General features: G+C 75.4%; 14 protein-coding genes. 4 read left to right on the plus strand and 10 right to left on the minus strand.

What is annotated here, in order from left to right; translation table 11 throughout:
- The first annotated feature begins 25 nt into the window (after positions 1-25).
- The 4 genes from AC4IJH_RS13810 to AC4IJH_RS13825 all read left to right on the plus strand — a co-directional run bounded on the left by AC4IJH_RS13810 (position 26) and on the right by AC4IJH_RS13825 (position 4,550).
- Entirely contained in the window at positions 26-1,426 is a 1,401-nt protein-coding gene (locus AC4IJH_RS13810) for an MFS transporter (protein ID WP_490851949.1), read from the plus strand.
- Positions 1,427-1,900: 474 nt separating this feature from the next.
- Positions 1,901-2,308: a hypothetical protein gene (locus AC4IJH_RS13815; protein ID WP_490851950.1), complete on the plus strand. Its 408-nt coding sequence runs from the start codon at positions 1,901-1,903 to the stop codon at positions 2,306-2,308.
- Between the two features lie 94 nt (positions 2,309-2,402).
- Positions 2,403-3,005: a carbonic anhydrase gene (locus AC4IJH_RS13820; RefSeq protein ID WP_490851951.1), complete on the plus strand. Its 603-nt coding sequence runs from the start codon at positions 2,403-2,405 to the stop codon at positions 3,003-3,005.
- A gap of 12 nt (positions 3,006-3,017) precedes the next feature.
- A complete protein-coding gene (locus AC4IJH_RS13825; RefSeq protein WP_490851952.1) occupies positions 3,018-4,550 on the plus strand; it encodes a SulP family inorganic anion transporter in 1,533 nt (510 codons plus the stop codon).
- Between the two features lie 96 nt (positions 4,551-4,646).
- Here AC4IJH_RS13825 and AC4IJH_RS13830 read toward each other — a convergent pair whose 3' ends face one another.
- The 10 genes from AC4IJH_RS13830 to AC4IJH_RS13875 all read right to left on the minus strand — a co-directional run bounded on the left by AC4IJH_RS13830 (position 4,647) and on the right by AC4IJH_RS13875 (position 14,942).
- Positions 4,647-6,725: a DUF5107 domain-containing protein gene (locus tag AC4IJH_RS13830; protein ID WP_490851953.1), complete on the minus strand. Its 2,079-nt coding sequence runs from the start codon at positions 6,723-6,725 to the stop codon at positions 4,647-4,649.
- Between the two features lie 117 nt (positions 6,726-6,842).
- Positions 6,843-7,751 (minus strand): arginase family protein, encoded by a 909-nt coding sequence (locus AC4IJH_RS13835; RefSeq protein WP_490851954.1) that lies wholly within the window; start codon positions 7,749-7,751, stop codon positions 6,843-6,845.
- Between the two features lie 66 nt (positions 7,752-7,817).
- Positions 7,818-8,186 carry a glyoxalase superfamily protein gene (locus tag AC4IJH_RS13840; RefSeq protein WP_490851955.1) on the minus strand — a complete coding sequence of 123 codons (369 nt, stop codon included), beginning with the start codon at positions 8,184-8,186 and terminating at the stop codon, positions 7,818-7,820.
- Between the two features lie 82 nt (positions 8,187-8,268).
- Positions 8,269-8,490, minus strand: coding sequence for a hypothetical protein (locus tag AC4IJH_RS13845; RefSeq protein ID WP_490851956.1), 222 nt, complete (start codon positions 8,488-8,490; stop codon positions 8,269-8,271).
- 197 nt (positions 8,491-8,687) lie between these two features.
- Positions 8,688-9,233 (minus strand): GNAT family N-acetyltransferase, encoded by a 546-nt coding sequence (locus AC4IJH_RS13850; RefSeq protein WP_490852026.1) that lies wholly within the window; start codon positions 9,231-9,233, stop codon positions 8,688-8,690.
- 116 nt (positions 9,234-9,349) lie between these two features.
- Positions 9,350-10,810 (minus strand): CoA transferase, encoded by a 1,461-nt coding sequence (locus tag AC4IJH_RS13855; RefSeq protein ID WP_490851957.1) that lies wholly within the window; start codon positions 10,808-10,810, stop codon positions 9,350-9,352.
- A gap of 56 nt (positions 10,811-10,866) precedes the next feature.
- Entirely contained in the window at positions 10,867-11,115 is a 249-nt protein-coding gene (locus AC4IJH_RS13860) for a LapA family protein (RefSeq protein ID WP_490851958.1), read from the minus strand.
- Positions 11,116-11,220: 105 nt separating this feature from the next.
- The gene (locus AC4IJH_RS13865; RefSeq protein WP_490851959.1) at positions 11,221-11,991 is read right to left on the minus strand and encodes a 4'-phosphopantetheinyl transferase family protein; all 771 of its coding nucleotides are present in this window, start codon (positions 11,989-11,991) and stop codon (positions 11,221-11,223) included.
- A gap of 258 nt (positions 11,992-12,249) precedes the next feature.
- Positions 12,250-14,715 (minus strand): condensation domain-containing protein, encoded by a 2,466-nt coding sequence (locus AC4IJH_RS13870; RefSeq protein ID WP_490851960.1) that lies wholly within the window; start codon positions 14,713-14,715, stop codon positions 12,250-12,252.
- Positions 14,712-14,942 carry a phosphopantetheine-binding protein gene (locus AC4IJH_RS13875; RefSeq protein WP_490851961.1) on the minus strand — a complete coding sequence of 77 codons (231 nt, stop codon included), beginning with the start codon at positions 14,940-14,942 and terminating at the stop codon, positions 14,712-14,714. Before AC4IJH_RS13875 ends, AC4IJH_RS13870 begins: the two co-directional genes overlap by 4 nt.
- Between the last annotated feature and the right edge of the window lie 8 nt (positions 14,943-14,950).

The following is a 14,950-nucleotide window of genomic DNA, read 5'->3' on the forward strand; positions in this document are numbered from 1 at the left end:
CACGAACGACACGGGGAAAGGAACCATGAGCGCTCGGCCCGGCGATCCCGCCACGCCCGACCTCACCACGCCGCCCGCGGACCGGGTGCCCTCCGGGGCGTCCGAGCCCGCCAACTCGCCCGAGACGCACGGGACTTCGGGTGCGCCCGCACGGGCGCTGGAGCCCCCTGAGCAAAAGCGCGTCCTGACCGTGCTGGTGCTCTCCCAGGTCCTCAGCGGCGCGGGACTGGCCGCGGGGATCACCGTCGGCGCGCTGCTGGCGCAGGAGATGCTCGGCTCGACGTCGCTGGCGGGGCTGCCGGCCGCGCTGTTCACCGGCGGGGCGGCGCTCGGCGCGGTGGGCGTGGGCCGGGTGTGCCAGCGCTGGGGCCGCAGGCCGGGACTGGCCGCGGGGTACGCGGTGGGCGCGCTGGGCAGCCTCGGGGTCGTCGTGGCGGCGGCCGTCGGCAGCCCGGCTCTGCTGTTCGCCTCGCTGCTGGTGTACGGGGCCGGGACCGCGACCAATCTGCTGGCGCGGTACGCGGGCGCCGACCTGGCCGCACCCGCGCGGCGCGGGCGCGCGGTCAGCACGGTGCTGTTCGCCACCACGCTCGGCGCGGTCGTCGGCCCGAATCTGGTGGACGTCTCCGGCGACCTCGCCCGCGCCTGGGGCATTCCGGCGCTGGCCGGTCCCTTCCTGCTGGCGGTGGCCGCGTTCACCGCGGCGGCCGTCGTACTGGGCTGCTTCCTGCGGCCCGATCCGCTGCGGCTGGCGCGCCGGCTCGCCGCCGAGGCCCCGGCCGCGGACCCGGGCGACGAGGCGGCACCGGCCGCGCCCGCCCGTACGGATGTGCGCGGGGTCGTCACCGGCACGGCGGTCATGGTGCTCACCCAGCTGGTGATGATCGCGGTCATGACGATGACGCCGGTGCACATGCAGGCACACGGGCACGGAACCCGGGCCACCGGTTTGGTTATCGCGCTGCACGTGGGGGCGATGTTCCTGCCCTCGCCGCTGACCGGGCTGCTGGTGGACCGGCTCGGCGCGCGGCGCGTCGCCGCGGCCGGCGGCCTCACGCTGCCGGCCGCCGGACTGCTGGCCGCGCTGGCGCCGCCGCACTCGGTGCCCGTGCTCGCCGTCGCCCTCGTACTGCTGGGCCTGGGCTGGAACTTCGGGCTGCTCAGCGGCACCGCCATCGTCACCGACGCGGTGCCGCTGGCCACCCGCGCCTCGACGCAGGGGCTGGTCGACGTGGGGATCGCCATCGCCGGCGCCACCGGCGGAATGGCCTCGGGCCTGGTCGTGGCGGCGGGCAGTTTCCCGGTGCTCGCGGTGGGCGGGGCAGTCCTGGCCCTCGCGGTCGTGCCGGTGGCCGCCCTGGCGGCCCGCCCGCGCGAGGAGGCCCCTCGCGGCCGGGGCACAACCAGGGGGGCCGGTGGCTCATGAGCCATTCCGGATGGTTCCGACGCGGGGCCGGCACCGGCCGAAAGACGTCGACTTGACGGACTAACCGCCGTCCGTTCCGCGCCGTGCGGGGCGGGCACGGACCGCGGGTAGAACACCTCGACGCGTCCGTGGCCCCCGCCCGCCACCGTCGCCCCCTCCGGCACCGCTCCCCCGGCAACCGCCCTCACCTGCGAGAACGCACCGAACGGGCGCAAGGGACACCGGAGTTGGGACGGAGCACGGGGGCGCCGGACCGCGACTGCCGCGGCGCGGCGGCGCCGGTCCGCGGTCCACCGACGGTCGGAAACCGGCCCCGCCGATTCCACATGGCGCTATTTAGTCTTTTGTCAGCAAATCCTGGGTGCTGCACTGTTAGAGCGCCTTTAGCCGTAAAAATAATCACCCTGCCCGGTCGGGCCCCGCTCCCCGTGTCGGAGCCGGCCACCGGGCGGCCGGCCGCATCGGGAGGCGATCATGCGCAACGACCCACGCACCGCACTCGTTCGCCTGCGCCGGGCGGCCGTGACCACCGCCCTCGTCGTCCTGGCGCTGCTGTTCGGCGCGGCGGCACAGGCCGCGGGACCCGCCTCACCGGCCCCCTCGACCACCGCCGCGCCGTCCTCCCCGGGCCTGCGCGAGGCGGTCGAGGACACCGAGGAGTGCGCGGGCCGGGACGCCGAACGCAACCACGCGCGCCGCGCAGGACGGGTCAGCGTCTGCGCCCCCGCGTCGGACAACCGCCCGACGCCACCGTGCACCTGCTGCGCTGACGGCACATCATGTGTCCGTAAAGGTACGGGAGTTACCCCCGTGCGCGGCCGCACCGGCCATGCGTCGAGACCCGGCGCGCTGCTCACACTGCACTGCGTCTTCCGCTGCTGACAGGTCCAGGGGCTTCCCCACACCCACCCGATCAACGGGTCAGGCCATCCCCTGAAATGGCACCCCCACACCGACCTGCAGGAGACACCCTGTCGTGGAGACCTTCATCCAGCATGCCCGCGGCTTCACCGCTCGCATCGCCGACCGGCGTGAGGAGCGCGAGAACTTCGGCCGTCTCGCCGCCGGCCAGTCACCCCTAGCCCTGTTCATCACCTGCTCCGACTCCCGGGTCATACCGTCCCTGATCACCGGCGCCCGCCCCGGCGAGCTCTTCGAACTGCGCACCGCGGGCAACGCCGTGCCTCCGTACGAGGAGGGCACACCGCCCGGCGGCGAGGCCGCCACCATCGAGTACGCGATGCGCGTCCTGCGCGTCGCCGACATCGTGGTGTGCGGTCACTCCCACTGCGGCGCGGTCGGCGCCAAGGTCCGCGGCGAGAACCTGGAGGCCGTGCCCGCCGTGCGGGACTGGCTGGAGCGCCAGCTCTCCTTCGAGCTGCCGGCGGACGACGGGCCCACCGTCGCCGCCGCCGTGCAGCGCCATGTACGCGAGCAGGTACGGCGGTTGCGCGAGTACCCGTGCGTACGCGAGCGCCTGGACCTGGGCGAGGTGAACGTGCACGGCTGGTACTACGAGGTGCACACCGGCCTGGTCGCCGCGCACCACGCGGAAACCGACCTGTTTCTCCCCCTCTGAAGGCGGCCGACCATGAAGAGCCTCAAGAAACCGTCCTTCCTGCGCGCGGACTTCACCGCGTCCATCGTGGTCTTCCTCGTCGCCGTCCCGCTGTGTGTGGGCGTGGCGGTCGCCTCCGGTGTCCCGGCCGAACTCGGCCTGGTCACCGGCATCGTCGGCGGTCTGCTGACCGGACTGCTGCCCGGCAGCAGCCTCCAGGTCAGCGGCCCGGCCGCCGGACTGACGGTGCTGGTCTACGAGGCCGTCACCGAGCACGGCCTCGGCGCCCTGGGCGCGCTGGTGCTCATCTCCGGAGCGCTCCAGCTGGCGATGGGCGCCCTCAAGCTCGGCCGCTGGTTCCGCGCGATCTCCTCGGCGGTGGTCCAGGGGATGCTCGCGGGCATCGGACTGGTGCTGATCGCCGGGCAGTTGTACGCCCTGACGGATGCCAAGGCACCGGGCAGCGGCCTGGCCAACCTGGGCGGGCTGCCCGCCCTGGCCGCCGACACCCTCTCCTCGCCGGCGGCGCTGTCCGCGCTGGCGGTCGGCGTCGGCACCGTCGCCGTACTCGTGCTGTGGCCGCGCTGGAAGAAGGCGGCCCGCATCCTGCCCGCACCGCTGGTGGCCGTGGCGCTGGCGACCATCGCCGTCTTCGCCCTGGACCTGCCGATCGCCCGCGTGGAGGTGCAGGGGCTGCTGGACGCCATCCAGCCGCCCGGCGCGAGCGCGTTCGGCGGCCTGGTGCACGGTGGCGCGCTCTTCGGGGTCGTCGGCACCATCCTGGCCTTCACCCTGATCGCCTCCGCGGAGTCGCTGTTCAGCGCCGCCGCGGTGGACCGGCTGCACAACGGCCCGCGTACCGACTACGACAAGGAGCTGATGGCCCAGGGCGCGGGCAACGCGGTGTGCGGGGCGCTGGGCGCGCTGCCGATGACCGCGGTGATCGTACGCAGCGCCGCCAACGTCCAGGCCGGGGCGAAGACGAAGCTCTCACGGGTGCTGCACGGCGTGTGGCTGCTGGTGTTCGCCGCGGCCTTCCCCGCCGCGCTCGGCATCATCCCGGTGGCGGCGCTGGCGGGTGTGCTGGTGCACGCCGGCTGGAAGCTGATCCCCGTCAAGGACTTCGTGCCGCTGTGGCGCGAACACCGCGGCGAGGCCGTCGTGCTGGCGGTCACCGCGATCGCCATCGTGGCCACCAACATGTTCGAGGGCGTCATCATCGGGCTGCTGCTGGCCATCGCCAAGACGGCCTGGGACACCTCCCACGTCCACCTGGAGACCGAGAACCTCCAGGGCAGTGGCGCCGTCCGCGTACGGGTGGTGGGCAACGCCACCTTCCTGCGGCTGCCCAAGCTGCTGGACCAGCTGGAGGCGCTGCCCAAGGACCGTGAGGTGGAGCTGAACCTGTCCGGGCTGCGGCACATGGACCACGCCTGCTCCGCGGCGCTGACCGGATGGGCCGAGCGGCACTGCCGTACCTGCCGCGCCGAGGACTTCGTGCCCGTGCAGCAGGGAGCCGTCAAGGGACGAAGGCAGGTGGAGGAGCCCGTCGAGTCACACTCGTGATGAGCGGGCCGCCGGGTCCGGCCCCGGTGCGCGAGGCGGCGCACCGGGGCCGGGCCGTCGGCGGGGCCCGGCGCTCCGCGGCGTCCCGCCCGGTGCTCACACCGGGCGCATACGGAACTCCAGGCGTTCGGGCAGCGGGTGCTGGGCGCGGGCGCGGCTGCGTACCGCCTCGGTGACAGGGCCGTCGCCCGCCACGAGCCGTTCGGCGACGGCGTACCAGGTGTCGCTCAGCTCCTCGCCGCCCTCGCACAGATCGGCGACCTCGAAGGGGCTCTCCAGCAGCGCGCGGGCCTGGTCCGCCAGGCCCTGGGCGAGCAGGACCTGGGCCCGCAGCAGCAGGAAGCGCCCGCGCTCCAGGTCGGCCGGGCGCAGCCGGTCCAGGACGGCCGCCGCGTCCTGCGCACGGCCCACGGCCAGCAGCGCGGGGACCGCCTCGCGGGCCAGCGCGGGCAGCAGCGCCCTGATGTCCTCCGGTGTCCCCTCCCCCGCCGCTTCCCCCTCCACGTCGCGCACGGCGCGGGCGAAGGCCTCGGCGTAGCGCCGGGCGGCCCGTGCGGGCTCCCCCGCCTCCGCCTCCGCGACCGCCAGGGCGTACAGCGGCCAGCAGCTCTCCCGGTGGGCCAGCGCGCGCTCCCAGCTGCGCACGGCCTGGGCGCGGTCACCGGCGTGCCACTGGGCGACCCCCAGGTGGTAGTCGGTCAGGCGGTAGGCCGAACCGGGCGCGGGGCGGGCGGACTCCAGCAGGTCCCGCCAGGCCGGGGAGACCAGGGTCGGGCCCGGGAAGGAGCCCTGGCAGGGCAGTTCGCCGGTGTGCAGCAGCGCGCGCCAGGGCTCCTGCTGCGGGCCGAGCGTGGCCTGCTCGAAGGGCGTGCCGGGCAGGGCGTGCCCGGTGCGCAGGACCTCCAGGGCGCCCCAGCCCGAGCCGGTGGCCAGGTTCTCCTTCGGGTCGAGGTCGGCGTAGGGGCGCCAGGCGGCGAAGGCGGCGTCCACCGCGGCGCGCGGCAGCGCCGCCTCCAGACGGCCGGCCACTTCGGCGCGGGCCGCGGTCCAGTCCTCGCCGTGCACGGCGGCCGGGTCCGCCGCGAGCGGTCCGTACGCCTCCAGCCAGGCGAACTCCCCGCCCGCCTCCAGCGGGACGTGCTCCAGCTGCGTCGTGGCCAGCCCGGCCTGGATCTCCGCGTAGCCGCCGGTGCCGGGCTCGGTCAGCCAGCGCTGCCAGCGGCGGCCCGCCCGCCCCGCGCCCCACAGGAACAGCTTGCGGCCGCACAGCAGGTCGGTGGAGGTCTGCACCAGGCCGGTGCCCGACCCGTCCAGCGCGCTCACCCAGCGGCGGGCGCCGTCGGGGATGTCGTAGAAGTGGTCGGCGGGGAACTCGCTGCGCCGCGGGTAGGTGCGGTCGGTGCCCTCCCAGTGGGGTACGGGGATATGGCTCAGCCGCCGCTCGTACCCGAAGTGCCAGGCCGCTTCGGCGGGGGCCAGCACGCGGGTGTGCTCGCCTTCGGGGACGGCGGTGTTGGACCACCAGTACACGGGCGCGCTGTGATGGTGCGGATTGCGGATGCGGACCCCGGCGTAGAGGAAGTCGGAGCCCTCCGGCAGCCACAGGTCGACCTGGAAGGGCAGGTCGCGCAGCCGCTCCCACTCCCACAGGCGGAGCATCTCGCCGCCGTCGGGGGCGGGGACGCGGGCGGCGTGCAGCGGGGCGCAGGCCAGGGTGGAGTGGCCGCTGGCGCCGATGTTCCACTCGATGCCGCCGGAGAACCAGGCGCCGTTCAGGGCGAATTCGGCGGGCTGCAGGACGGGGTTGGCATAGAGGAGTTCGGCACCGGTGGGCTTGTGGAACAGGGAGTGCACCCGCCCGCCCAGGCCGGGCAGGACGGTGGCGCGCAGCCGGTCGTTCTCGATGACCAGGGCGTCCAGGTCGGTGTGCGAGCGGCTGCGGCCGTAGCCGTCGCGCCGACGCACGGGCAGCAGGGAGCGCAGCGGCTCGTGGGCGATGCCCCGGGCCATGGCGGCGGGCAGCCGCGTGCCCGGCGCGAGGATGGTGGCGCCCGGTCCGGCGCGGCGGTCGGCCCGGTGGACGTCGCGGGGCGCGCGCAGGGCGGGCAGCGGGTTCTCCGGGCCGAGGGGCGCTGCGGGAAGGGTCAGGGTGGTGCGTCGCACACTCGTGGCCACGGCTGCCTCGCAAGGTTGGACCGGGCCACCTCTGCTGCGGCGGCCGCCTGTTGACCATGGAACATCGTCACCGCCGGTCTGAACAGGGCTTCTTGAGACCGAAGCGGTTCCGAGCGGTCAAGGTTGGGTCAGGACGTCCTCCAGCAGGGCCGCCAGGAGGGCGGCGCCGCTGCCCCCGGGGTCCAGGTCCGGGTCGTAGATGGCCAGGTCGAGTCCGGCGCAGCGCGGGGAGGCGGCCAACGGGGCGAGCAGCTCGCGCAGTTCGTCGGTGGTGAGCCCGTCGGGGTCGGGGCTGTCGACCGCGGGCATGACCGAGGGGTCCAGCACATCGGCGTCCAGGTGGATCCAGAAGCCGTCCAGTTCGTGGCTGCCCAGGTGGGTGAGCGCCTTGCGGGCCACGGCGGCCGGACCGCGCTCGCGCAGCGCGCCGACCGTGCGGTGCTCGATGCCCAGGGACCGCAGCTCCGCCTGGTCCTCGTCGGCGTCGCGGATGCCCAGGATGCGTACGTCCTGATCACGTACGTACGGGGCGCGGCCCTCGATGTCGGTGAGGTCGGCCTGGCCGCGCCCGGTGATCTGGGCGACGCCCTCGCCCGCCGCGGCGCCCAGCGGGCCTGCCGGTCCGGCGTTGCCGGGGTGGCGGAAGTCGGCGTGGCCGTCGAGGTAGGCCACGCCGTAGCGGCCCAGGCGGCGCAGTCCCAGGACGGCGCCGAGCAGGATGCTGCAGTCCCCGCCGAGCAGCACGGGGAAGTCGCCGGCGCGCACATGCGCCTGGACGCGGTCGGCCAGGCGGGCCGTATAGGAGGCGAGGGCGGGGGCGTTGAAGTCGCCGTCCACGCCCTCCTTCCAGCCGGTGAGGTCGTAGCGCGGCGGCACCACGACGCCGCCCTCCAGCGCGCCGAGCCGCCGCAGCAGGCCCTGTTCGCGCAGCGCTCCGGCGAGTTTGGCGCAGCCGGGGACCGTGCCGGGCGCGGGCGGGCGCAGCCCGAGGTTGGAGGGGGCGTCGATCAGCACGGTACGGCGCATGGGCTCATCCTCACGGGTCGGTGCGCCGCACTTCAACCGCGCGGGCAGGGGCAGTTGAGGAGGAGGTCATCGCGGGGGCTCGTTCAGCCGCAGCCGGTTGCCGAACGGGTCGGTGAGGGTCAGGCAGGTGCCGATCTCGTCCTTCTCCAGGCCGGGGCGCAGATACGGGTACGCCTTGGCCGACAGCTCGGCGTGCAGCTCGCGCACCCCTTCCAGCTCCACATACAGCGTGGAGCCCGGTGTCGCGTCGCCGTGGTGCTCGGACAGATGCAGGACCAGGTCGCCGCGCGAGACCTGGGTGTACAGCGGCATGCCGGGCTCGAAGCGGTGCTCCCAGTCGACGGCGCAGCCGAGGTAGCCGACGTAGAACTCGTGGGCCTTGTCGATGTCGAAGATGCGGAAGACGGGCACGGAGCGCTTGAAGGTGACGGTCATGCTGCCACCGTCTCACCCGCCACTGACAATCCGGCTCCGTCCCGGCCGGGGCACACCGCCGCACCCCCGCGGGCAAGCCGCCCTAGAGTTTGGTCATTTTGGAGTACGGAGCGACGACCCGTACCTGTCGGGCGCCGAAGTCGACCAGGGCCGCGACACCTTCCTCGATGCCGGTGACCCACCCGAGGCCGTAGACATCGTGAGTGACACGGTCCCCCACAGCGAACTCCTTGCTGGGTGGAGCGACCGCGGCCTTGAAGGGGCTGGTGGGCAGATGACGCTGAGGCACTGCTGGCTTTGTCATTGGCACCAGTATGCGCCTGCTCGGGGGCCCTGCGGCCCGGCGAATGTCCGTCAATTGTTCGCCCGCCGTCTCGCCGGCCGGTCGGCGCACCGCACCGTCGCCCGGGCATCCGGCCACTGACCTGCGCCGATACCCTCACCGACGGGATCGCTGCGCGCTGCCGCGCAGGGCCGTGACTGATCGGCGAGAACTCCGGATCACACCATCTCGCCGGTGATGGCCCAGCGCTCGTGATCGCGCCAGGCCCCGTCGATGTAGAGGAAATCCGGCGAATAGCCCTCCAGCCGGAAGCCGGTCCGCTCCACCAGCGCGACGGAGGCCCGGTTGTCCGGCTGAACATTGGCCTCCAGGCGGTGCAGGCCCAACTCCCCGAAGGCGTGCCGCACCACGAGCCGCAGCCCCTCGGCCATCAGGCCGCGCCCGGCGGCGTGCGCGAAGGCCCCGTAGCCCAGCGCGCCGCAGCGGAAGGCGCCGTGCACGATGTTGTTGATCGTCACAAAGCCCGCGATGCCGCCGCCGGCCAGCTCGCAGACCATGAAGCCGGCGCGCTGCGGCTCCTGGAGCCTGGCGAAGTACCCGGCGAACGCCTCGTCGGTGTCCGGCGGGAACAGCCAGGGCCGGTGCAGCGCCGCGCTCTCGCGCGCCCGCGCCGTGAATTCCGGCCCGTCCGCGGCGCTGAAGTGCCGGATGCCCACCCGCGCCGCGCGGGCCAGATACCGCTGGCCCGGACCGCTGGTTTCCATGGGCCCGGAGCCCGCTCGCTCGTCGCCCGCTCGCTCGTCGTCCGCCATCGACCGATCGTACGAAGACCTCGTACGGCGGGGGGACGGCGGGGTGGCCGGGGGCCGGACACGGGCTCTCAGCGCCACACCGGTGCGTCCGTGCCCCAGCGGCCCGGCGGGCGGGCCCAGTTGGCGGGGCCGCCGTCGAAGGCGACGGGCGGCAGGGCGTGGCGCAGCAGCCCGAGCGGGCTGTCGGTCACGGCCAGGTGGGCGGCCGGGTCGCAGCTGTCGTCCGCAGGCGCGGCCTCCTGGTCCAGGGCCTGCGCGAGCGGGCCTTCGAGCAGCCAGTGGGCGGTCTGGGCCAGGGCGAGGGTGGCCAGGGGCGAACCGCCGTGCCGGGCCCGGCCGGTCAGCGCCCGCAGCACCGCGGCGGCCAGCAGATAGCCCGTGCCGTGGTCCAGGGCCTGGGCCGGGAGCGCGCCGGGACGGCCCTCGGCGTCCGCCTCCAGGACGGCGAGGCCGGTGGCCGCCTGCACCAGGCTGTCGAAGCCGCGCCGGGCGCCCCAGGGCCCGTACGCGCCCCATGCGCAGAGCCGGGCCACGACGAGGCCGGGGTGGCGCTCGGCCAGCGCCCCGGCATCCAGGCCGAAGCGGTCCAGGGCGCCGGGCCGGTAGCCGGTGACCAGCACGTCCGCCGTGGCCAGCAGGTCCTCGAAGGTGGCCCGGCCGGTGCGGGTGCCGAGGTCCAGTACGGCCGAGCGCTTGCCGAACCCGGTGTCGCTGTGCGCGTCCTGGCTCTCGGGCAGCTGGGGAGCGTCCACCCGCAGCACGTCCGCGCCCAGGAGGGCCAGGGTGCGGGTGGCGACGGGCCCGGCGATCACCCGGGTCAGGTCCAGTACGCGCAGCCCGGCGGCGGGCAGCAGCGGGGTGCCGGTGAGGGCGGGCAGCGGGCGCGGCGGCGCGTCGCCGCGGTGCTCCAGGGTCAGCAGCGGCTGTCCGGCCACGGCGGCGCCCTGCGCGTGCGCGGCCCACTCCTCGGGGGTGCGTACCGCGACGGCCAGCCCGCCCGCCGCGTACACGCTCTCCTCGGTCTCCGCGGCCCGGCGCGTGGCCAGTTCGGCCGCCACCTCGGCGGGCCCGGCGCTCTGCGGCAGACCGAGGGCGGTGCACAACCGGGCGCGGTGGTGCGGGTAGTTGGCGTGCGTACGGACCCAGCCGTCGGCGGTGGGCCAAAAGCGCGAGAGCGGCGCGAAGGTGGACACCTCGCGGCCCTTCACCCGCAGATGGCGCTCGCTGACGAAGGCGGTGGCCACGGCCGCGTCGTCGACCCGGACGGCGGGCACCGGCCGCCCGGTGCGCTCGGCGGCGAGTTCGGCGGCGGCCAAGGCGCAGACGGCGACGGTGGCGCGGGCGAGCGGCAGGACGGGGAGCCGGGAGGCGAGCGCGCCCGGGGCGCCGTCGTAGGCGATGCGGCCGGTCAGGTCCGGGTCGCCGCCGAGCGCCGCCCAGGCGTGGGCGGTGGCGGCGGTGCGGTCCGGGCGCTCCGTGGCAGGTGCGACCGGTGTGGCGGGTGCGCTGTACGAAGTTCGTTGCCCCATACAGGCATTGTGGCACCAGGTGCCGCGCCGGGGGGCGGTTTCCGGCCTTGTCGGCCTTATTCCCGCTTGCGGAACAGGAACTTCCCGCACAGCGCCCCGATGACGCCCATGCCCAGCAGCGCCATCCACAGGGGCATGCTGACCTCGGGAATCAGCAGACGGATCTTGGTCTGCCGGGTGTTCTCGAAGATGAAGACGAGGGCGAGTACGGCGACGGCGATCAGCGTCAGCCTGCCCGGCGTCGCGAATCCGCCCTTGCCGCCGCCCCCGCCACCGGATCCGCCCGAAGAAGTCTTGGGACTCATGTCCTGGAACCCTTCCCTGGGGAGTGGGCCTGGCGGCCCCTGGCCTCCAGCATGGCCACTGTGCGGCGCGGGCGCGCGGCGGCCGGGTCCTCAGGGGTGAGGGGCTCAGGCGTGCGCGGTGCTCACCGCGCACGCCGCCGCGTAGCCCTCGGGTGCCCGTACATCGGTGATGTGCCAGCCGGGGACCGGGACCGGGTGCGCTCCGGTGCCCACCAGGGTGGTCTCGGTGCGGTTCTCGGCGAGCCCGGTGCCCAGGCCCTTGAGGCAGGCCTCCTTTCGGGTCCAGCAGCGGGCGAAGGCCGCGGGGCGCCCGGCGGCGGGCAGGGCGGCCAGCTCGCGCCGCTCCTGCGGGTGCAGCGCGGCCGCCACGTCGGCCACCACCGAGTCGGCCACCAGGCCCTCGACGTCCACGCCTATCGGGGCACGGGCGAAGCCGAGCAGCGCCAGCCGTCCGGTGTGGGAGAGCGAGAAGTGCGGGGCGCCCTGCGCGGGCGGCCCGGCGACGGCGGGGCGGCCGTGCGGGGCGTCGCAGCACGGGCAGGGCTCGCGCCGGAAGCGCAGCGCGGCGGGGTCCAGGCGCAGCTGGGCGCCCAGCAGGCGGCGCAGCGCGGCGTGCGAGGAGACATAGGTGTCGCGGTCGGCGGGCCGCAGGAACTTGGCCGCCCTGGCGCGCTCCTCGTCGTCCAGCACTGCCAGGTTCGCCGGGTCCAGGCCCGCGTCGGGCGCGGTGTGCACCAGCCAGAGGGCGGGCGCCGGGCCTTCGGGGAGGGGGAGTTCGGCGGGCAGCGCGCGCTCGTCGTACACCAGTGGCGCCAGTGGCGCGCCGGGCCCGTCGTCCCGCGCCGCGCTGGGGGCACGTGCCTCGCCCGTGGTCATCCGTCGAGTTCCTTCCGGCCCGCGGCCCCGGCTGCGGGGCCGTCCTGGTGCTGCCCGGCGACGGTACCCGGGCCGGTCCGGGGGCGGGGCGGCGGGGTCCGCCTGCCCCGCCCCGGAAGGGGCCGGTCCCGGCGGCGGCATCCGCCGGGACCGGAGTCGGTGCGAGCCGTTCCACGGGGAGCGGTTGGTCGACTGCGGGCCGTCTGTGGCTGGTCGCGCCCACGCGCGGAGCCGCATATCGACGCGGCCCCGCGCCCCTTACGGGGCGCGAAGGGCGGTCAGTTCCTCCAGTTCGCCGTCATGGGTCCAGCGGGCGCGTGCGTCGGCGCGGTACATGCGCGAGCCCGGTGGGCCGTAGGGGTCGGGGACGAAGCGGGTGGCGGTGCGGGCGGGGTGTCCGAGGTAGCCGGTGGCCACTTCCGGGCCGGCCAGGTACAGGTCGCCGCCGACGCCGGGCGGGCAGGGCGCGAGGCAGCCGTCCAGGACGTACCGGCGGGTGTGCCGGGCCGTTTCGGCGCTGATCGCGGGCGCCTCGTCCAGGACGAGGACGCCGCCGGTGCGCAGCGGGAGGCACAGCCGGACCAGGTCCTCCTCCGCGGGCGCGCCGCCGTCGTAGCGGTAGGCGTGGTGCGCACCGGGCCGGGCCCCGCACTCCTGCTGGGCGCGGCGCACCCGGTGGTCGAGTGCGGAGTGCGCCACGATCACGCCCACCGGGCCGTCCGCCTCTGCCGGCGGGCAGGCGCCGGGTGCGTAGGAGACGCAGACGGGGTGCTGCGGGGTGAGCGGCCGGCCGGGGTTCACGGACGGGTACGAGGACGGATCGAGGCCGTCCATGAGGACCAACGGGCAGTCGAAGGCGGGCAGTTGGGCATGGGTGGCGGCCGTGGTGACCAGACACACGGGTGCCGCGTCGGAGAGCGCGTGCGCCGACCGGCCGTGCGGAGCCGCCGGGTCCAGCGGCAGCAGCGCGCCGCCGGCCTTCAGGACCGCCAGTACGGCCACGACCCGCTCCACGCCGTGCGGGAGGGCGACGGCGGCGAGCGCGCCGGGCCGCACTCCGCGGGTGACGAGGTGGCGGGCCAGGCGGTTGGCTCGGGCGTTCAACTCGGCGTAGGTCAGGGACAGTTCGCCGTCCCGCAGCGCGACGGCGGTGGGGGTGCGGCAGGCCTGGGCCTCGACGGGGCCGATGAAGGTGGTCGGCGGGACGGCGCGGGCGGGCGGGTTGAACTCGTCCAGGACCAGGGTGTGTTCGTCGGGGGTGAGAATGCCGTGCCGGGCGAGCGGGGCGTGCGGGTCGGCGGCGGCGATGCGGGTGAGCAGGTCCAGGAAACGGGCCTGGTGCGCCTCGAGTTCGGCCGCGGTGTAGCGGTCGGGGTTGGCGTCGTGGTCCACCCGCGGCCCGGCGCCCCCGCCCCGGCCCGGGTCGGTGATGGTGACGGTGACGGTGAGGTCCTCCACCGGCCCGGAGGCGAGGTGGTGGACGGTGGAGCGGGCACCGGCGAACGTCGGCCCGTGACCGGCCGGCACCACCTTGACCAGCGGCCCGATCAGCGTGCCGCCCCGCGCCGCGAGTCCGAGGTCGCCGCGGATGTCCTCCGGGCGGTAGCGCTGGTGGCGGCGGGCGGCACGGATGCCGAGCACCACCTGGCGGGTGAGTTCGGCGAAGGTCGACTCCGGGGCGACGGTCAGCCGCAGCGGCAGGACGTTGGCGGCCAGGCCGGGGGTGCGCAGCGCGGCGGGTCCCGTGCGGCCCGCCATGGGCAGCCCGAGGACGACCTCGCGCGAGGCGGTGGCGCGCGCCACGTACAGCGCCTGTGCGGCGATGAGCACATGCGGCCAGGTGGCGCGGATGGAGAGGGCCAACTCCCCCAGCCGGTCGGTGGATCGCGGCGAGATGTGGCCGGTGCGGCGCAGGGTGTGCGCGCAGGGCGGGGCGGGTGCGGCGGCGAGGCTGGGCGCGTCGGCGACCCCGGCCATGGCGGTGTGCCAGTGCGCGCCGTCCCGGTCGAAGGCGCCGGAGGCGCGGTAGGCGGTGTCGCAGGCCACGAAGTCGGCGAGCCGCCCGAAGGGGCTGGGGCCCGGCGCCGAGCCCGCGGCCAGCGCGGTGTAGACCTCGGCGGTACGGCGTACCAGCAGCGCGCGCCCGTAGTCGTCCATGACGGCGTGGTGGACGCGCTGGTACCACAGCCAGCGGTGCTCGCCGACGCGCAGCAGCGCCTGGGCGAACAGCGGGCCGCTCGCCGCGTCGAGGGGCGTATCGAGGTCCGCGCGGGTCCAGGAACGGGCCGCGGCGTCCGGGGCGGGTTCCGTACGCAGGTCCAGCACCCTTACGGGGAAGGGCACTTCGGCCTCCCCGGTGGGCCACCGGCCGGGCGGCGCCTGCTCGGCGCTGTGTACGGGGACGGGGTGCGGCACCGGCCCGATGGCCAGGGGGATCTGCCGCGGCCCCTGGGGGGTGCGGGTGAAGCGCACCCGCAGCGCCTCGGCCTCACCGGCCACCCGGTGCAGGGCCTCCACGAACAGCGCGGCGTCCAGCGGACCGTGGATCTCGACGCTCTCGGCGGTGCTGTGGCCGGTGCCGCAGGCGCCCGAGGCGGCGCTGTGCCAGGCCGCGCGCTGGGCGGCGGTCAGCGGGAGGCCGGCCGCGCGGGGCGCGGCGGCGGGGCCGGTGAGGGCCGGGGCGGTGGCGGGCGCCTGTGCCGCCACCGCCGCCCCCGCCGTCATGCCCGGGCGCCCAGCAGGGGCGCCCACTTCTCGATGGCCGGCTGCTCCGCGAGGTCGACGAATCCGGCCTCGATGCCGTGGTCGGCGCGCCAGCGCTCGATGAGGGTCATGATGCGGATGGAGTCCAGCCCGTAGTCGACGAGGTTCTCGTCGTCGGGGATGTCCGCGGGGTCCTCGCCGAGCACATCGGCGATGTCGGCGCGTATCTGATCGATCGTCAAGGACATGGCGGGTG

It is taken from the genome of Streptomyces sp. UF-297 (genome assembly GCF_058245575.1).

Coding starts and splice junctions, on each gene's coding strand:
- AC4IJH_RS13810 (WP_490851949.1), top strand. CDS start 26: ATGAGCGCTCGGCCCGGCGATCCCGCCACGCCCGACCTCACCACGCCG.
- AC4IJH_RS13815 (WP_490851950.1), top strand. CDS start 1,901: ATGCGCAACGACCCACGCACCGCACTCGTTCGCCTGCGCCGGGCGGCC.
- AC4IJH_RS13825 (WP_490851952.1), top strand. CDS start 3,018: ATGAAGAGCCTCAAGAAACCGTCCTTCCTGCGCGCGGACTTCACCGCG.
- AC4IJH_RS13835 (WP_490851954.1), bottom strand. CDS start 7,751: ATGCGCCGTACCGTGCTGATCGACGCCCCCTCCAACCTCGGGCTGCGC.
- AC4IJH_RS13840 (WP_490851955.1), bottom strand. CDS start 8,186: ATGACCGTCACCTTCAAGCGCTCCGTGCCCGTCTTCCGCATCTTCGAC.
- AC4IJH_RS13845 (WP_490851956.1), bottom strand. CDS start 8,490: ATGACAAAGCCAGCAGTGCCTCAGCGTCATCTGCCCACCAGCCCCTTC.
- AC4IJH_RS13850 (WP_490852026.1), bottom strand. CDS start 9,233: ATGGAAACCAGCGGTCCGGGCCAGCGGTATCTGGCCCGCGCGGCGCGG.
- AC4IJH_RS13855 (WP_490851957.1), bottom strand. CDS start 10,810: ATGGGGCAACGAACTTCGTACAGCGCACCCGCCACACCGGTCGCACCT.
- AC4IJH_RS13860 (WP_490851958.1), bottom strand. CDS start 11,115: ATGAGTCCCAAGACTTCTTCGGGCGGATCCGGTGGCGGGGGCGGCGGC.
- AC4IJH_RS13865 (WP_490851959.1), bottom strand. CDS start 11,991: ATGACCACGGGCGAGGCACGTGCCCCCAGCGCGGCGCGGGACGACGGG.
- AC4IJH_RS13870 (WP_490851960.1), bottom strand. CDS start 14,715: ATGACGGCGGGGGCGGCGGTGGCGGCACAGGCGCCCGCCACCGCCCCG.
- AC4IJH_RS13875 (WP_490851961.1), bottom strand. CDS start 14,942: ATGTCCTTGACGATCGATCAGATACGCGCCGACATCGCCGATGTGCTC.